The 17,400-nt window shown below is 44.8% G+C and carries 12 protein-coding genes and 1 pseudogene; 4 read left to right on the top strand and 9 right to left on the bottom strand.

The genetic code is table 11. The features are described from left to right. The first annotated feature begins 287 nt into the window (after window positions 1–287). Window positions 288–2,012: a ubiquinone-dependent pyruvate dehydrogenase gene (gene poxB, locus G9G53_RS10310; protein ID WP_165147360.1), complete on the top strand. Its 1,725-nt coding sequence runs from the start codon at window positions 288–290 to the stop codon at window positions 2,010–2,012. A 99-nt stretch (window positions 2,013–2,111) separates the two neighbouring features. Here the strand turns inward: poxB and G9G53_RS10315 are convergent, their stop codons facing one another. From G9G53_RS10315 to uxaC, 3 genes are all read right to left on the bottom strand, one after another. Continuing rightward, window positions 2,112–3,116 carry a LacI family DNA-binding transcriptional regulator gene (locus G9G53_RS10315; RefSeq protein ID WP_029519078.1) on the bottom strand — a complete coding sequence of 335 codons (1,005 nt, stop codon included), beginning with the start codon at window positions 3,114–3,116 and terminating at the stop codon, window positions 2,112–2,114. Between the two features lie 87 nt (window positions 3,117–3,203). Next, window positions 3,204–4,604: an MFS transporter gene (locus G9G53_RS10320; RefSeq protein WP_029519077.1), complete on the bottom strand. Its 1,401-nt coding sequence runs from the start codon at window positions 4,602–4,604 to the stop codon at window positions 3,204–3,206. Between the two features lie 174 nt (window positions 4,605–4,778). Beyond that, a complete protein-coding gene (gene uxaC, locus G9G53_RS10325) occupies window positions 4,779–6,203 on the bottom strand; it encodes a glucuronate isomerase (RefSeq protein WP_165147380.1) in 1,425 nt (474 codons plus the stop codon). A gap of 518 nt (window positions 6,204–6,721) precedes the next feature. On the opposite strand from uxaC, the gene alsS reads away from it, so the two are divergent. Further along, window positions 6,722–8,431 (top strand): acetolactate synthase AlsS, encoded by a 1,710-nt coding sequence (gene alsS, locus G9G53_RS10330; RefSeq protein ID WP_029519073.1) that lies wholly within the window; start codon window positions 6,722–6,724, stop codon window positions 8,429–8,431. Window positions 8,432–8,594: 163 nt separating this feature from the next. Then, on the top strand, window positions 8,595–9,341 hold the full coding sequence (gene budA, locus G9G53_RS10335; RefSeq protein ID WP_165147383.1) for an acetolactate decarboxylase: 747 nt from the start codon (window positions 8,595–8,597) through the stop codon (window positions 9,339–9,341). Window positions 9,342–9,497: 156 nt separating this feature from the next. Here budA and G9G53_RS10340 read toward each other — a convergent pair whose 3' ends face one another. From G9G53_RS10340 to G9G53_RS10360, 5 genes and pseudogenes are all read right to left on the bottom strand, one after another. Next, window positions 9,498–9,983 carry a tetratricopeptide repeat protein gene (locus G9G53_RS10340; protein WP_165147386.1) on the bottom strand — a complete coding sequence of 162 codons (486 nt, stop codon included), beginning with the start codon at window positions 9,981–9,983 and terminating at the stop codon, window positions 9,498–9,500. 150 nt (window positions 9,984–10,133) lie between these two features. Beyond that, a complete protein-coding gene (locus G9G53_RS10345; RefSeq protein ID WP_165147389.1) occupies window positions 10,134–11,114 on the bottom strand; it encodes a S8 family peptidase in 981 nt (326 codons plus the stop codon). Window positions 11,115–11,318: 204 nt separating this feature from the next. Beyond that, the gene (locus tag G9G53_RS10350) at window positions 11,319–12,713 is read right to left on the bottom strand and encodes an MATE family efflux transporter (RefSeq protein ID WP_165147392.1); all 1,395 of its coding nucleotides are present in this window, start codon (window positions 12,711–12,713) and stop codon (window positions 11,319–11,321) included. 77 nt (window positions 12,714–12,790) lie between these two features. Then, window positions 12,791–12,949, bottom strand: a pseudogene (locus G9G53_RS10355) (metallothiol transferase FosB); the annotation flags it as partial. Window positions 12,950–13,389: 440 nt separating this feature from the next. Next, the gene (locus G9G53_RS10360; RefSeq protein WP_165147395.1) at window positions 13,390–14,775 is read right to left on the bottom strand and encodes an MFS transporter; all 1,386 of its coding nucleotides are present in this window, start codon (window positions 14,773–14,775) and stop codon (window positions 13,390–13,392) included. 317 nt (window positions 14,776–15,092) lie between these two features. Here G9G53_RS10360 and G9G53_RS10365 point away from each other — a divergent pair, with 317 nt between their 5' ends. Further along, on the top strand, window positions 15,093–16,106 hold the full coding sequence (locus tag G9G53_RS10365) for a LacI family DNA-binding transcriptional regulator (protein WP_165147398.1): 1,014 nt from the start codon (window positions 15,093–15,095) through the stop codon (window positions 16,104–16,106). A 427-nt stretch (window positions 16,107–16,533) separates the two neighbouring features. Here the strand turns inward: G9G53_RS10365 and G9G53_RS10370 are convergent, their stop codons facing one another. After that, window positions 16,534–17,397 (bottom strand): aminoglycoside phosphotransferase family protein, encoded by an 864-nt coding sequence (locus G9G53_RS10370; RefSeq protein WP_165147401.1) that lies wholly within the window; start codon window positions 17,395–17,397, stop codon window positions 16,534–16,536. Between the last annotated feature and the right edge of the window lie 3 nt (window positions 17,398–17,400).

A 17,400-nucleotide genomic window follows, 5' to 3' on the forward strand; every position in this document is an offset into this window, starting at 1 on the left:
ATGATTTCAACGTTATTTTAGCATAATGCACACGTTAACAAAATAGTTTTCTCAACATTTTTACTTTATAAAAATAATAATGACAATAATATGAACACGTTAACACAAGAGTTTTGCATAACAACCAGCAAGTATATGGACCTCTTTCTGTTGTTTCGCTGCTGAGCCAAGACGGTTAAGGCTAACTATCACCCTATCCGAGACCTTGTCCTTATATACTTTTCAGGAGAATAGACGCAAGAAAGCACGGGCAGGATAACACTACTTACTAGGCAGGAGGAACATCTATGAAGACAATTGCAGATACTATTGTACAAGTTTTGGTCAATGCAGGGGTCAAGCGGATTTATGGCATTGTTGGAGATTCTCTAAATAATATGGTGGATTCCATTCGCAGCAATGGTCAAATCGAATGGATTCATGTAAGGCACGAAGAAGTGGCTGCCTTTGCAGCCGGAGCGGATGCTGACCTTAGTGGCAGCATTGCTGTATGTGCCGGAAGCAGTGGTCCCGGAAATTTGCATCTGATTAATGGTTTATATGATTGTCACCGCAATCGTGTGCCTGTACTGGCTATTGCCGCTCACATTCCAAGCGACGAAATCGGAAGCGAATATTTTCAAGCGACGCATCCTGAACATCTTTTCGGAGAATGCAGTCACTTCTGTGAAGTTATAACGACACCGCGTCAAATTCCCAGAACGGTGACCATGGCCATTCAACAGGCAATTTCACGTTCAGGTGTCTCCGTCATTGTTCTTCCCGGTGATGTAGCAGCTTTGGGGGCGGAAAAGGTACCCGTCCCTGAACATGTCTACCATCCCACTACACCTGTAGTGCATCCGTCAGCTTCTGAAATTTCCCGACTGGCCGAATATTTGAATCAAGGCAAACGAATTACGCTACTATGCGGCGCCGGCTGTTCACAATCTCATGAATTGCTCATGCAGCTATGTGACAAGTTAAAATCCCCCATGGTATCCGCTCTGCGAGGCAAGGAATATCTGGAGTATGACAACCCTTATTATGCTGGATTAACGGGACTGATCGGGTATTCTTCCGGGTACCATGCGATGATGGATTGTGACGTCCTACTTATGCTCGGAACAGACTTCCCTTACAGACAATTTTACCCTGAAGATGCGATTGTCCTACAGGTAGATATAGAGCCAGCCCATCTTGGCAGACGTACTCCGTTAACGTATGGTTTATGTGGGGATGTAAAAGCCACGTTGGAAATGCTGCTACCGCATTTAACATCAGAGCATGATTCCAAGCATCTAGAGAAAACCGTCTCCCACTATACCAAGGTACGCCAGGAGTTGGATGACCTTGCTGTCGGTAAACCAGGTCATACGCCGATCCATCCGCAATATCTCGCCAAGGTCATCAGTGACGCCGCGCAGGAAAATGCTATTTTCACCTGTGATGTCGGTACTCCCACTGTATGGGCGGCGCGTTATTTGCAGATGAACGGTCAGCGCCGGCTTCTCGGCTCGTTCAACCATGGTACGATGGCAAATGCGTTACCACAAGCGATTGGAGCACAGGCCACTGAGCCTGACCGACAAGTGATTGCCCTCTCAGGCGATGGCGGACTCACGATGCTGATGGGCGACCTGCTCACCCTGAAGCAGCATCATCTGCCTATCAAAGTCATTGTTTTCAATAATGGCGCTCTCGGTTTTGTCGAGCTGGAAATGAAAGCGGCCGGATTTCTGGAAAACGGTACTGAACTGGTGAATCCTGATTTTGGTGCTGTAGCGCAAGCCATGGGACTCAAGGGCATCCGGGTTGAAGATCCGACCATGCTGGAAGATGCCATTCAGCAAGCATTGGCTCATGATGGCCCTGTTGTGGTAGACGTGGTGGTGAACCGTCAGGAGCTATCCATGCCACCCAAAATTAATCTTAAACAAGCAGAAGGATTTACACTGTGGATGATGAAAGCGATGCTAAACGGACGTGGTGACGAGATTGTAGAACTGGCTAAAACCAATCTCTTTCGTTAAATATAGACGAAGCAGAACGCATTTCAGCCTAAAAGGGGCAGAAACCATAAGTCTCGCATGGTTTCTGCCCCTTTGGCCTACCTGTTAATCAAACGAAACTTAGTGTGGTCTGCCTGCCGTTGATTTCCGCTTCATGAGCGCGGTCTCCATAAATATAAGCTCGCCCTCATTGGACGGTGACTGAATTCGTTCCAGAATGCAGGCGGCTCCGCGCTCGCTAATCTGCTCAATCGGTCTTTTGACTGTTGTTAACGGTGGAGTCGTATACATTGAGAACCCGATATCGTCAAAACCAATGACAGAGATATCCTCTGGTACCTTCAAGCCGTTTTCGAATACCGCATTCATTGCCCCAATAGCCATATCATCGTTAGAGCAAAATACCGCTGTCGGCGGCTCCTGCAAGGAAAGCAATTGCTTCATTGCCTGGCTACCACTTTCAGTATCATAATGACCTTGCACGATATATTCATGTCGAATGGGCTTACCACTATCAATCAACGCATTCATAAAACCCTCGCGGCGTTGCTGGGTAGACTTGAAGCCTTCTACCCCTTCGATGATCGCAATGCGTTCATGCCCACTTTCAACGAGAAAGGAGACCGCTTCATAGGACCCTTCTTTATCATTAGAAATCACGTTTACAATCCCCGCCCCGGACACCTGCCGATTCAGAACAACAAGCGGAATGCCTTGACCGAGCACATGATAAATAAAAGGGTTGTCCGCCTCGCTCTGGCTCATCAGAATGATACCATCAAAACGTTTGCGGTGTATGGCCGAAAAATCAGCGTAATCGTCAATTCCTCGCACAAACAGATTGTAATCTACCCCAATGACATGATTAACACCGCGGATGGTATCGGCAAAAAAACTGGAGCTTGTGCCTTCTGAAATACTGGTGAAAAACAGGCCAATCGTATGCGAGCGCTGGAGAACTAGGCTTTTGGCATTAAAATTTGGAATGTAATTGAGTTGCTCTGCCAACTCCATAATTTTGCGTTTCGTATCTTCTTTAATCAGCGGGCTGTTATTGAGCGCCCGGGAGACGGTTGTATGGGAAACATTAGCCAATTTGGCAATGTCTTTAATGGTAGCTGCCATATACGTATCCTTTCCTTAGTGAGGCTCTAAAAAAATTATATACCCACCATACCACAGGAGCCGCCCGGAAAAGAAGACTTTCACAAATTATACGCGGTTGTCCGCATGTCGACGCTGTAATTCTTGAACCATTTCTGCATGTCTGCTGTCCGTCAGCTTGTACATTTTACCGATGACCAGCATGGCCAAAGCCAGGGCAACAGCCGGATAGAGACAAAGTAATGCTTTGATCCCAAGCAGGGTTCCAGAGGACTGAACCACATTCGGAACATACCCGATGAGCGCTAGTCCAATACCCGATAGAAAGCCAGACAAGGATTGAGCCAACTTACGTGAAAAGTTAAATAACGAGTAAGTAATCCCTTCCTTACGCTCCCCGGATGACCATTCGCCATAATCAATAATATCGGACACGAATGCCCAGGTCACCCCGTTAGGAATACTAATACCAATGAACGAAATACTGGCCAGGATTGTGAAAATGTATACATTTGAAGGCATAAAAAAGTTAATGGAGTCGGCAATGACACTAACCAGCATCCCCAGTATGGCTGTTTTTCGTTTACCGAAACGCCGTACCAGCTTGGGCAGGAACAATACACCCAGTAGCGACGAACCGATAATAATAAAATTCATATAAGCCATTAACTCTACATGCCCCAAGTTATATTCGGCAAAATAGATCAGCAGAGCGGACTTAATATTGTACGCGGATATAGTGAAAATCGTCATCAAAACGAGCACCAGCAAAGGCTTGTTATTCGTAAAAGTATGCACAATAACGCCTATAGATAGCTTCTCTTTTGGCCCGGACTGGCTAATAATACGTTCTTTCGTTCCTCGGTAACATATGATGAAAGCGATCACACCAATGAGTGACATAATCCCCATCACAACCGGATAGCCAACATGGTGGTTAGGAAATAGTAAAATAAGCGGCATGACAACGACACTGGTGACGAATAATGCGCCCAGCGATCCCGCCTGACGGAAAGATGACAATGAAGCACGCTGATGAGTATCCTGTGTAATAGCGGCACCTAGCGAGCCGTATGGAATGTTTACAATAGAGTAGCCGATCCCCCAGATCATATAGGACGCATAGGCGTAAATGAGTTTTCCTGTGGGTGAAATATTCGGCGATATAAAGGTTAGAACCGTAAGAATTGCAAGGATAACGCTTCCAACAATAAGAAAAGGTCTAAATTTTCCACGTGTACCGATATGTTTGCGATAATCAACAAAGGACCCGACAATGGGATCACAGACGGCGGCAAATAGCTTGCTGACCAAGAAAATGCCTGCGGCGGCTCCTGCAGAAACCCCTGCTACATCTGTAAAAAATTTCAGCAAATACAACTGCCCCAAATCAAACATGAATCCGTTTCCAAAGTCACCCATACCATACGAAATCTTTTCTTTCAGGCTAATATGCTCGCCTGTCTTGTTGTCAGTTTGGACGTTCTCCTGCACGATAGGCACTCCCATACCTACACACTCCTCTTTGTTTGTAATTAATTTCACAAAATTAGTTCTGGATTTTGCAAAATCCTCAGTTGATAACTATTTTATTTTTAATTGCTCTTACCGGGAGTTTTGAAACAAGCTCCCGGTAAGAGCCATTTTTTATGAAGTTAGTGAGTTCTCACCTAGGCAATAACTTCACTTACTATGAACAACCGTTGGGAAATTAAAATATTGCTCGGCGTTGTTGTAGCAAATGTTTTGTACCATGGCTCCGAGCAGTTCCAGATCCTCAGGCGCCTTACCCTCCTGAACCCACGTTCCAATTAAGTCACAGAGTATACGGCGGAAATATTCATGGCGTGTGTAGGAGAGAAAGCTGCGGGAATCCGTCAGCATACCAATAAAGCGGGACAGCACCCCGTAGTTAGCCAGCAGCTTCATCTGCTCCTGCATACCTTCGATATGGTCGTTATACCACCATGCCGTGCCAAACTGGATTTTCCCCACATTTCCACCAGATTGGAAACAACCCGCGAGACTTGCCAGTACTGGATAATCAACCGAATTAAGCGAATACAAAATGGTTCTCGGTAATCCTCCTGCCAGCTCCTGTGCGTCCAGCAATGCCGCCAATGGACGAGCGATAGAGCCATCATTTACGGCATCGTAGCCTGTATCCGGTCCCAATTGACGGAACATAGCAGTGTTGTTATTACGCAGCGCGTGGATGTGGTATTGCATAGCCCAGCCATGTTCTGCATACTGTTTGCCAAGGAAAACCAGAACGTACGATTTATATTTCGCCTCCTCCAAAGGAGTCACATGGCCTTCCTCCAGCGCCTTATTGAATATGGCTGCGGCTTCCTCCCGTGTCGTTTCTTCATAGACTACAGTATCCAGCGCATGATCAGATACTCGGCCTCCGGCCGCATGGAAATGGCGCACTCGGCTCGCCAACGCATTCAAAAATCCTTCCAGGCCAGAAACATCCAGTCCGCTGACTTCACCCAACCGAGCCACCCAAGGCTGGAAAGTTTCGCGATTAATTTCCAAAGCCTTGTCGGGACGGAAGCTTGGTAGCACTGCCACTGGGAAATCAGTCAGCTTGCTGATTTGTTTGTGGTATTCGAGATGGTCTGTCGGGTCATCTGTGGTGCACACCACAGTTACCTTCGAGTTTACAATGAGATCACGTGCGCCAAAGCCCTTTCCCTGCAGCTTTTGGTTTACCTTTTTCCAGATCACGGGTGCGCTCTGTTCATTCAGCAGCTCATAGACACCAAAAAAGCGTTGAAGCTCCAAATGCGTCCAATGGTACAACGGATTGCCGATTAGTGTAGGTACGGTTTTGGCCCATGCCAAAAACTTGTCATAATCTTCGCCATCCCCCGTAATCAGGCGTTCCTCAACCCCATTGGCCCGCATAAGTCTCCACTTGTAATGATCTCCGTACAACCAAGCTTCCGTAATATTCTTGAACGCTTTATTTTCATAAATTTCTTGTGGACTTAAATGACAATGATAGTCAATAATCGGCATATCCTTGGCGTATTGATGATACAAGATTTCAGCCGTTGGATTGCTCAACAAAAAGTTTTCGTCTAAAAACGCTTTAGTCATTACTTTCTCATCCCTTCTATAATCGTGTTTCTTAATAAATTGTTAACGTTAACAAAAATGCTTGTACTGTACTCGTTTTTCAATAATAGCATTCTCCACCACATAGCAGGTCTCGTGATTAGACAAGATAATATAGCTATAATACGATACCTGTACATCATTTCAAGCCGGGTTACTTCACTTTAAATTTAATGTTTACGTTAACAACAATTACATTGTAACCGCTATCCTTTGTTGACGAAAGTGATTTTTATCATGTGAGCGGATAAAAAAATGGCCTACTGCCATTTGGAGCAGATTTGTTCTATATTTTTCCGATGGCTGATACCAAAAGAAAATTCTACAATTTTTAATTTTCCCCGACAAATCAAACTTTGAAAACGTTTTATGTATTTTTCTCTTTTTTTCAGAAAATTTCTTTCTTGAAAATACCAGTTATTGCATTATAATTGTAATATACATCCATTGTTTTACATTGAAAGTATTTCATTGGTTTATTTCAAAGATGAAAAGAAGAGGTGGTAGCATTGAGTACCAAAGTTCAAGCTGTTCAAACTAAAACTAAAACCAAATCCGATACAAAAGGAGCCGACCTTGTTGTCGATTGTTTGATCAAGCAAGGGGTTACGCATATTTTTGGCATTCCAGGTGCCAAGATCGATTCTGTTTTTGATGTTCTTCAAGATCGGGGTCCAGAATTGATCATATGCCGTCATGAACAAAATGCCGCCTTTATGGCAGCAGCGGTCGGTCGTTTAACCGGTAAACCGGGCGTATGCATTGTTACTTCCGGTCCAGGCGCGTCTAACTTGGCGACAGGACTTGTCACCGCTAATGCAGAGAGTGATCCTGTCGTCGCCATTGCAGGTGCAGTCCCAAGATCAGAACGCCTGAAACGCACGCATCAATCTATGGATAACGCCGGACTATTCGAACCCATCACCAAGTACAGTGTAGAAGTAGAACATCCCGATAGTGTACCGGAAGCAATTACTAATGCATTTCGGATTGCGACCTCAGCCCAGCCTGGAGCCACATTTGTCAGTCTGCCGCAGGACGTGTTGACTTCGTCATCCGAAGTAACCGCCATTGAGAAGGTTTCCCTTCCCCAGCTTGGAACCGCACCCGCCGAGCTCATCAAACAAGTTGCAGGCCAAATCAAAAAAGCCAAGCTGCCCGTACTTCTTCTCGGCATGAAAGCCAGCACACCCGAAGCTACAGCAGCCATCCGTGCACTGATTCGAAACACGGATTTGCCTGTGGTTGAAACCTTTCAGGCCGCTGGAGCCATTTCCCGGGAGCTGGAAAGCCACTATTTTGGGAGAGTCGGTCTGTTCCATAATCAGCCGGGTGACATGCTTCTTGGAGCGGCAGATCTGGTACTGACGATTGGCTATGATCCTATTGAATATGATCCAAAAAACTGGAACATTCCTGCGAACCGAACCCTTATTCATCTGGATGATCATCAAGCAGATATTGATCATGATTATCAACCTGATCACGAGCTTATCGGGAATATAGCCCTGATTGTGAGTGGCCTTGCAGAAGAATTGCCTACCTTGAAGCTACCTAAAGCCTCCTGTGACCAATTAAATCGTCTTCGTCATGATCTGAACGAGCAAGAAGCTGTTCCTGTACACAGTCATGATTATCTGATTCATCCATTACAATTTATTCGTACACTGCGCAGCCTGATCGACGATAATGTCACTGTCACCTGTGATGTTGGTTCACACTACATTTGGATGGCACGATATTTCCGTTCGTATGAACCACGGCGCCTTCTATTCAGTAACGGAATGCAGACGTTGGGCGTAGCACTGCCTTGGGGGATTGCTGCCACACTCGTCAACCCCGGTCAAAAAGTCGTTTCTATTTCTGGAGACGGAGGATTTCTGTTTTCATCCATGGAGCTCGAAACCGCTGTACGTCTTAACTCTCCGCTAGTGCATATCGTATGGAGAGATGGTACCTATGACATGGTTGCATTTCAACAACAGATTAAATACGGCAGAACATCTGGTGTAAAATTTGGAGATGTCGATGTTGTGAAATATGCGGAAAGCTTCGGGGCCACCGGATTACGCGTGCACTCTCCTGAAGAACTGGAAAGCGTATTGCAGCAGGCACTTCATACGGATGGTCCTGTGGTCGTTGATATCCCGATTAATTATCAAGATAATATCCAGTTGGGACGTAAACTGCTGCCAAATCAATTAAACTAACCTTTACCAAGACTCACTCGTGACGGTTTCGTGACAATTATGGAGCAAAACGTTATTTTTTATGATTTTTTTGAGTTATTCGCGTTATTTACTGAAACTTTACGTTTATTATTGAAAAAGAAAGAAAATAAATGCATACAATTACAAAAGGAAGTGTATTACCATGACCGTTGCAGGACTGGAAACCAAGCAAGAAACTGATCATGATATTTACCAAACGTCCACTATGCTCGCTCTATTAGATGGTCTTTATGACGGAGTTGTTGCCTTTGAGGAGTTGCAAAAGCACGGGGATTTTGGGATTGGTACCTTTGATCAACTGAATGGCGAGATGATCGCGTTCGATGGTGAATTCTATCACTTGCTTCCAGACGGTACGGCCCATCGCGTAAAACCGGAAGAAACCACACCTTTTTCCACCGTCACCTTTTTTCAAGAAGATTTCACATATACTATTGACCGCCCCATGCATCGCGAAGAGCTGGAAGCTCTGCTGTTAAAGTTGTTTCCAAGCCGTAATCTGTTCTATGCCTTCCGTATGGATGGCACTTTCCGTGAAGTAAAGACACGTACCGTCCCTCACCAGGTGAAGCCTTACAAACCTTTTATCGAAGCGACCAAATCTCAGCCTACGTTCTCTTTTAACGACGCTTCTGGGGTGATTACAGGTTTTTGGACACCTGCCTATGCTCAAGGTATTGGGGTAGCCGGATTTCATCTCCATTTTATTAACGATGAACGTACTGGGGGTGGGCATGTCTTTGATTTTATCGTCGAAAAGTGCACCATCCGCATTTGTCAAAAATCCAATCTGCACCTGGTCCTGCCCGATACCCCGGATTACCTGAAGGCCAACCTGTCCAGAGAAAACCTGGAGAAGGAAATCGCCGTTACCGAGGGAGCGCAGTAATCGCAGCTATTTAACTCATCAAGTTACGGACCCTATAACCAAACAATAAACAGCAAAAGATCACAGTCAAGGAAGAGAATTACTGCTCTCTGACTGTGATCTTTTTATGTACGAGCGTATATACACGTTACTGCTTATGCTCTCACTCCGGTCCACCTATGCCTCGATCTGATCCAGTTTATCTGCATAATATTGAATGGCGCGTGAGTACTCCTGTGTAGATAAATCTGAGGTCGTCTCAGCCACCTCCGTTAGCAGCTCCTGCATGGCTTTCCCGTATTCCCCCAGATTATATAATACCATCGCGTAAAATACCCGAAACGGTCTGTAGTCCGAAAATTCGTCCATCCCTATTTCTAACCATTCTTTCGCCTTGGCATACTCCCCCAATACACGATATGTACTGCCTAATCCCAGGATGGCTCCTTTTCTTGATTCTGCGGACAACGTCATACCTAGACTTTTTTCATAAAAAGAGACCGCTTCCCTCTCTAAGCCCAATGAATCATGCGTCCAAGCTGTCTGATACCACAGTTCTGCATCATTTTGTTGCTGTTCTAATGCCTTCAAAAGAAGCTTTCGCGCTTCCACTGCTTGCCCTGTTCGTCTAAGCTCGCCAGCTTGCGCCATGATATCTTTCATATTAATCCTCCACTTCTGAATCATGCCTATCTTTGAGATATATGTTACCCGACATTTAAATGCAATGTAAATGAAGTTTTTCCTAAGACTTGAAATCCAAAAAAAACGACTCTCCCTACAGGAGAGCCGCTCTATATCCGAAGTTATGGTTTATTTAACCTTCAATGATCCTGCAGTTAGTATTCCCGCTACACGTTGTGCGTCGAAAATACGTGAGAGCTCATCCACTGCCGTCAAGTACAGTAGACCGTTGCCCTCCAGCTTAGGAGAATTGCCAAGTGGAATCGTGCGTTTGATGAGTTGTGCGTATAATTCCGGTTCGGTGAGATCACGTTCAAAACTCGCATTCGCCAGCTGCTTAATCAACGCCAATGCACCTGCTACGTGCGGAGTAGCCATCGAAGTTCCGCTAAAGGTCGCATATTTGCCGCCCGGAGCGGTGGACAAAATATCTTCTCCCGGTGCAACCAAATCCACCTCATTATTAGAATTACTAAATTCTGAGGCGTGCCTGTCAAAATTGATAGCGCCTACGCTAATCACTTCATTATAGCAGCCGGGGTAGCCGAGCTCGTCCGTTCTGTCGTCACCGTCTCCCTCATTTCCAGCTGCACAGATGACTAAGATTTGGCTAGATACAGCCTTTTTTACTGCTTCATGAAGCTCTGGCACATCCTCAGGACCGCCAAGTGACATCGATATGATATCCGCCTTTTGCTCAATCGCATAATAGATGCCTTGAATAATCCAGTCATATTGACCGGAGCCCTGCTTGTTTAGCACTTTGATGATGAGCAGGTCTGCCTCTGGAGCAACACCCACGACACCATCCGCATTTTCTGCTGCCGCAATGGTACCTGCCACATGTGTACCGTGACCGTTGTAATCCTTGAAAATTTCCGGATCACCTTCATCATCATCCGTGAAATTCCGGCCGCCAATAATGCGCGCCTTCAAATCAGGATGGTCCGAATCACAGCCCGTGTCCAGCACCGCCACCTTCACGCCTCGGCCTCGAGTCTGGTTCCATACCGCAGGAGCCTGAATCAGCTCTACACCTCGCGGTATTTCATTCACTTGTTGCTCCTGCTTGATCACTTGGTAAGGAATGATATGCACTTTACGTTCCATCCTATTCCCTCCTTCATGGATTCAATCGGAAACCATCCGTCTTTGAAACTCTGAAACTTTGAAAACCTCTACTACATTCGAGGTTACTATATTCTAGCAATTTTTGAAAAGTTTTAACATCCCCGTTTTGCTTATTTTTGTAAAAAAAGAGACATTCCCCAATTCGCTTGGAGAATGTCTGTTGTAGAATCTCTTCTTTCAGCCTTAGACTGGTTCCGCCTGAAGCTCAGCCTTAGATAACAGCGACTTGTGCTGCCACTTCCGACCTTTCCAGCGTAAATAGTGAAAAATACCTCGTACCCACTCATCGCAGGCATGTGCAATCCACACACCCAGCACACCATATCCCAAATGAATGCCCAGCACATATGCTAATGGGATTTTTATCCCCCACATTGAAATAATGGCCATCATTAACGGGAACTGAACATCTCCCGCTGCTCGCAAGGAGTTAATGACCACGTGGTTGAATACACGGCCCGGCTCCAGCAATATACAGAACAGCAAAATTGCTGCCCCCAATTGAATAATTGCTGGCTCATCCGTAAAGATCGCCATCACTTCATATCGGAAAAAGGATACTGCTACGATCACCAAAATTGTAATGACCAAAGACCATTTCAGGCTTCGTAAAAGTTGATGATACGCCTTTTCCTTGTCTCCTGCTCCAATCAGGCGGGCAACAATAATCTCTGTCCCCTCACCTACGGCCATTCCAAATACCATAAAAAAGTATACAATCGTATTCGTATAAAAATGAGTTGCAATCGCCGTTGTACCCATAAAGCTGACAAATCGGGTCACCATCATTTGACTAAGCTGATAGGACAACCATTCCAGCCCGGCCGGAATACCAATCTTCAGGATGGCTACCAGCTTACTCCATTGGAGCTGTACATAATACCGTATGCGAATCGGCGCACTTACACGCTTGTACAGCAATAGAAAAATCCAGACACATGCAACAGCACGGCTAATAACCGTTGAAATCGCTGCTCCCGCCACTCCCATCTGCGGCAGACCAAACCAGCCATAAATGAGCAATGCATTTCCTACAATATGTAAAATATTCATACCAATGCCCACGATCATCGTATCTTTGGTAAAACCATGCGATCGAATAACCGGACCTGCGGTTAGCATGAGCGCTTCCAGAAATAGCGAACCCCCTGCCAGCATCATATAAATCTCTGCATTTTCCTTAATCGTCGGGGTAATATGGTAAAAGGATAGCAAAAAATCCCGGCTCACAATAAACATCAAACTCAGCGCCAGACCAAACACCAGATTAAAGGTTAGTGCCGAAGCCGTAACACGGCTTGCATCCACATGCTTTTGCGCCCCCAATAGCTGAGCAATGATCACACCTACACCAAGACCAAGCAGATTGAACAGTATAATCGTAAATTCAATTAACTGTCTGGATACACCCACAGCCGATACAACCTCATCAGAAACATGGCTGAGCATGAACGTATCCACGCTACCCATCAAAATATGAAACAACATCTCTATAAAGATCGGCCAAGTGATTGCAAAAACCGTCATCGTTTTAACGGCTTGCGCTTGCTTGGAAGCGTTTTCCTGAGACAGTGACATTCTTCCGTATTCCTCCTAAATGCGAACCCAATTATTACCTACTTATTACTTATATCATTTATATCGATAACAATTACTCATTCAAAAAAAGTCATATGCTTTTTCATTTTATAATATTCCAGGCGGTCCTGCAATTGTCCTGTGTGGAATTCATACTTATGTCCGTCTGGATCTGTAAAATAGACCGACCTTTTGTCCTGTTCATTCCGTTCTCGTCCGGGCAAAATGGTGACATTGAAAGCTCTCAGCTTGATAAGTGTGGTATTCAACATGATTCGATTGTCCACTGCAGAACGTCCTTCTTGTGGTTTTCGTTCAGGTAGACCTCGTTAAAATAATAATTTCTTATCAAAAAAAAGACTATAACATCATCAAGATTGATGTTATAGTCCTTTTTTTAAACTGGTCAAGAAAAAAACATCGTCGGTTTTCATAGTTAAAATTCTAGACTACCGCTCTTTTATTCAGCTAACGTTTCCTAAGCCTACAGGTAGGGGCTTCTCAGATCATTGAGCTTCATAACCTTAGTTGACCTACCTTATAGTTCTGATAAATATGAGATTCAAAGAATAGAAACTGAAAAGGAAGCAAAGAATTCAGGAAAAATTTTAGTGGATAATGGTTTGAATACGGCTTCTTTCCACCATTTCTTCTCCCTTTGCTTTCCTCTCCTTATTTAAGCGTTTTTTAAGAATTCAAGCTCTTTGACAATACCCGGAAATAATTTATCTAGGTTGTAAAATGCCAGAAAAAAAATTTGCAGGGCAGCCAAGATAATTGGAACGTAGATAAACATGAAATGAATAGACGCTAGCGCTGTGGCACTGATTGTAGCTTGTCCACCAGCATATCCTCCCAATGCCAGTCCCCAACCGATGAGTGCCGCTCCGAAACCGCCTCCCGCTTTTGTGCCGAAACTACCCGCACTGTACACCAGTCCTTCGGTGCGCATCCCTGTCTTCCATTCGCCATACTCAATGGTATCTGACAACATAGCAAAGAAGGTTCCGAGAATAGCGGCATGTCCAAGCGCTTTAATAACGAGTCCCAGGCAGACCGCCATAAGACTTGCGGGACTGACGGCAATAACAAGCGATCCCACAATCAGGAGGATACTTCCGATAATGGATGAATTTCGTTTCCCGATCCGCTTGACGACGGGAGGCAATAACAAATAACCAAGCAGGGAAGGAAGGAGTAAGGATATGCCGAGCACCCCAATCAGATTGGCGTCTTTTAACACATAACGTGCGTAGTAAATATTCATACCTGTGCCCAGTGAGTTATTTATGAAATAGACCACAGCAAACCCAAGAATCAATTTCCAATACTTATTACGCATCAGCGCTCCAAAAGCACGTCCAAACGGAATTGGCTTCTGTACAACAGATGGAGTAACCCTTTCCTTGGTACTGAAGAAGGTAACGAGAAATAAGAAGGTTCCGAGCAAACCAAACAGAATAAAGGTGAAAATCCACCCCTTTTGACCGCCGCCGAACGACTTCACTAACGGGAGGGTGAAATAATTAATTAGCAAGGCACCAATATTCGCTAGAGACATACGAAAAATATTAAGCAGAGAACGCTGGTAAGAATCCTGCGTTATCATGGAATTAAGCACACCATAAGGGACATTAATGCTGGAATAGATAATGTTCATCAACAGATAGGTAACGTAAATGTATAGAATAGTGATCGTCATATTTCCACTTGGAACCGTGAACAAGAGAACTCCAGACAACGCAAATGGCCCGGACATCCACAGTAACCAAGGACGGGCCTTCCCGTGTCTGCTCTTCGTTTTATCGATCAAAGCCCCAATCGCGACATCAATAAACGCATCCAGTACACGCGCAACTAGCATTAAAGTACCAATGACCCCGGCGCTGATCCCGATTACATCTGTGTAAAAGTAGGACAGAAAAGTCATTGCGGCGGCAAACAGCAACTGGCTGGCAAAATCACCGAATCCATAACCCATCTTTTCTTTTAGCGAAATATTTGAACCGGTTTGCTTTGAAGCCTCATTTCCCATTACAACAATATCGCTCGAACTTCTCATGCTCATGCTCCTTTTCCCTTGTTATTCTCTACAATTCCAAGCCATAAGGAAAACGTTTTCTTGATAATCAAAAAACAAGCCGAAATACCTTGAATTCAGCTAGTTATTTGGTAAAAACAATCATTTATGTCCAGAAAATGCTAGAAAACGTTTTCCGGAGTTGATTATACTCTCCCTATAAACCAAGGTCAAGCGCTTTCTTTGCCCTGGAATCTTTGTTAAACTCAATAAACAATTCAATAAACTGATATAATAAATTCAATTCACTTTGAGAACCTTTTTCTAAATAAATACTTGCTTGAAAGTCGGTGTGTACAATGAAAATGACTATAAAAGATGTGGCTCGAATGGCCAACGTCTCCATTTCAACGGTTTCCAGAGTGATCAATAACAGCCAGACGGTGAACAGTGAAATACGCAAACGAGTTCTAGATGTCCTTGAAGCCACTCAATTCCGTCCAAATGCCATAGCACGGACACTGGTAAAGAATAATACATCTCTGATTGGAGTACTTCTGCCCGAGATTAAAAACAACGTCTTTGATAACATGGTTGAAGGCATCAATCAAGTAGCGCATCTATACGGTTTCGATGTCATAATCGCCTTGTCAGGGGGGGACGCGGACTCTGAAATACACTATTACAATATGTTCCGTGAAATGCAGGCGAGCGGAATTATCATATCGGTAGACGGAATCCGGGATGCGCTATACGCGCTCATTGAAGCGGCGGGAATTCCCTGCATCCTTGTCGGACGGGATTTTCGAGACAAATCCATTCCTTCCGTACATGTTGACAACATAACGGCTGCTTTTGAAGCGGTAACTTATCTAATTCAGCAGGGACATCAGGATATCGCGATGCTGCGGGGAGCTGCGGGAGATATTTCAGTGGGCAGTCAGCGTTTTTTGGGCTATGAACAGGCATTGAAGGCCGCTCACCTGCCAGTACGTCCTGAACGTGTGTTGGAAAGCGGCTTTTCAGTTGAAGACGGCGTAACCTCTATGAGAAAACTTTATCATTCAGGCCCATTGCCCAGTGCGGTGTTCTGCGCGACGGACCGAATTGCCATAGGCGCTATGAACTTTCTGACCGAGAATGGGGTGAAAATACCTGAACAGGTCTCTTTCTTGGGATTTGACGACATTGATATGGCTACAATAATCCGGCCTAAATTGTCAACTGTCCGATATTCAGCATCCGAACTGGGCATGGTCGCCGCCCGCAATCTCATTAAGCTTATTAAAGGAGAGGAATTGGCGGCTGTCCACTGGTCCATATCGCATCAGTTAGAAATTCGGGACAGCAGTGTAAAACATGGGGTATCCTAATCTTTGCATGTTCCTACGCGGTTGCTGGAAGTGCTTCACCGGCTAGGATGGATTTTGTCAGCTCCGACGCTGAATAATGGAAACGTTCTCTTGCAAAGTTTTTCCCAAAAGAGCTTACTACATTCCCATGATTATAATAATAATTATATGGGGGGCTTTTTTTACCGGCGGCCTGATTGTAAGTCAAACTTGGTTAACTTCGGAGGCCTCAGAAGCACCTGAATTTGCTAATAGCTTGTTTGTCTCCTTTGCAAATTTAGGTGTCACGATTGGCACCACCTTAGGCGCATGGTTTCTATCACAGATGGGAACACACCTGATTACCTGGAGTGGAGTATTATTTCTGTGCTTGCATCTATCTGCATTGGGTTAAAAATCAAGTTTTTTGATGTACCGAAAAGAAAATATGATCCTTCCTTGTATGCTTTTATCCCTCTTCCTTACAGCGAATCCTGTTCAGCCAATAGGCCCACGCTTCTGTATATTGATCGAGATCTTCCGGATGATGACGAATGCAGGTGGCTATACGAAAATATAGTCCCAGTAACACTTCCCTGTTTAGCTCGTATTCCCCTGTCATCTCCGGCTCAAGCTTCTCTAAGGAAGGCAAAATGGTATCGATGGTCAGCCTATCCGGTGAAGAACAAAAGGCGTATATCAGATCATATAGGGGTTCTCCCACCACGGGATCAGGATCAATAATACCCGTCAATGTGCCATTTTCGTTAAACACAAAATTATGTACTCCACAGTCGCCATGAAGCAAATATTTAATATTCCGTTGCGGCGATCCAGCCACAAGGGTATGAACGAAACGATGATCCTCACGGGGTAAAATGTCTTGTATGATCTTTCCAGATTCCTTCGTTCTGTGCAGCAGAAAATCTTTCCATTCCACAAACGGGTGGTCCGGATAACCATAATGACGTTCCTCACCAAAAGGCTTATAGTGCGAGATCACCTCCGTCGCCAGATGAAGCAACAAATTGCTTTTGTTTCGTCCATGATACTGTGTGAGCCCTGACCTGAACGTGTATACCAAATAACGGTGCAACGGATCTACATAAACCAAACGCGATAGTTTCTCAATCTGTACATAGGTATGTAAAAACTCCGCCTCGGCTTTTACAATCGCATGATCATTTTGCTTAATCACATATCGAGGCCTGGTACCATCCATGACAACAACCACTTCGCTCGAAGTACCGCCGGTCAGCGGTTTGAGATTTTGCATATGGCCTTCAAGCACGCCTGCTGCATAAAGCTCATTCAGGATTAGTTGAACGTCCATTTC

Origin of the sequence: Paenibacillus sp. EKM206P (genome assembly GCF_011066155.1) — a bacterium.
In the GTDB taxonomy this organism is placed as follows: Bacteria; Bacillota; Bacilli; order Paenibacillales; family Paenibacillaceae; genus Paenibacillus; species Paenibacillus polymyxa_D.

Excerpts from the sequence above, each read along its gene's own strand:
- uxaC (WP_165147380.1), bottom strand. The coding sequence starts at position 6,203 with ATGACTAAAGCGTTTTTAGACGAAAACTTTTTGTTGAGCAATCCAACG.
- poxB (WP_165147360.1), top strand. The coding sequence starts at position 288 with ATGAAGACAATTGCAGATACTATTGTACAAGTTTTGGTCAATGCAGGG.
- G9G53_RS10370 (WP_165147401.1), bottom strand. The coding sequence starts at position 17,397 with ATGGACGTTCAACTAATCCTGAATGAGCTTTATGCAGCAGGCGTGCTT.
- G9G53_RS10365 (WP_165147398.1), top strand. The coding sequence starts at position 15,093 with ATGAAAATGACTATAAAAGATGTGGCTCGAATGGCCAACGTCTCCATT.
- budA (WP_165147383.1), top strand. The coding sequence starts at position 8,595 with ATGACCGTTGCAGGACTGGAAACCAAGCAAGAAACTGATCATGATATT.
- G9G53_RS10320 (WP_029519077.1), bottom strand. The coding sequence starts at position 4,604 with ATGGGAGTGCCTATCGTGCAGGAGAACGTCCAAACTGACAACAAGACA.
- G9G53_RS10315 (WP_029519078.1), bottom strand. The coding sequence starts at position 3,116 with ATGGCAGCTACCATTAAAGACATTGCCAAATTGGCTAATGTTTCCCAT.
- G9G53_RS10360 (WP_165147395.1), bottom strand. The coding sequence starts at position 14,775 with ATGAGAAGTTCGAGCGATATTGTTGTAATGGGAAATGAGGCTTCAAAG.
- G9G53_RS10340 (WP_165147386.1), bottom strand. The coding sequence starts at position 9,983 with ATGAAAGATATCATGGCGCAAGCTGGCGAGCTTAGACGAACAGGGCAA.
- G9G53_RS10350 (WP_165147392.1), bottom strand. The coding sequence starts at position 12,713 with ATGTCACTGTCTCAGGAAAACGCTTCCAAGCAAGCGCAAGCCGTTAAA.
- G9G53_RS10345 (WP_165147389.1), bottom strand. The coding sequence starts at position 11,114 with ATGGAACGTAAAGTGCATATCATTCCTTACCAAGTGATCAAGCAGGAG.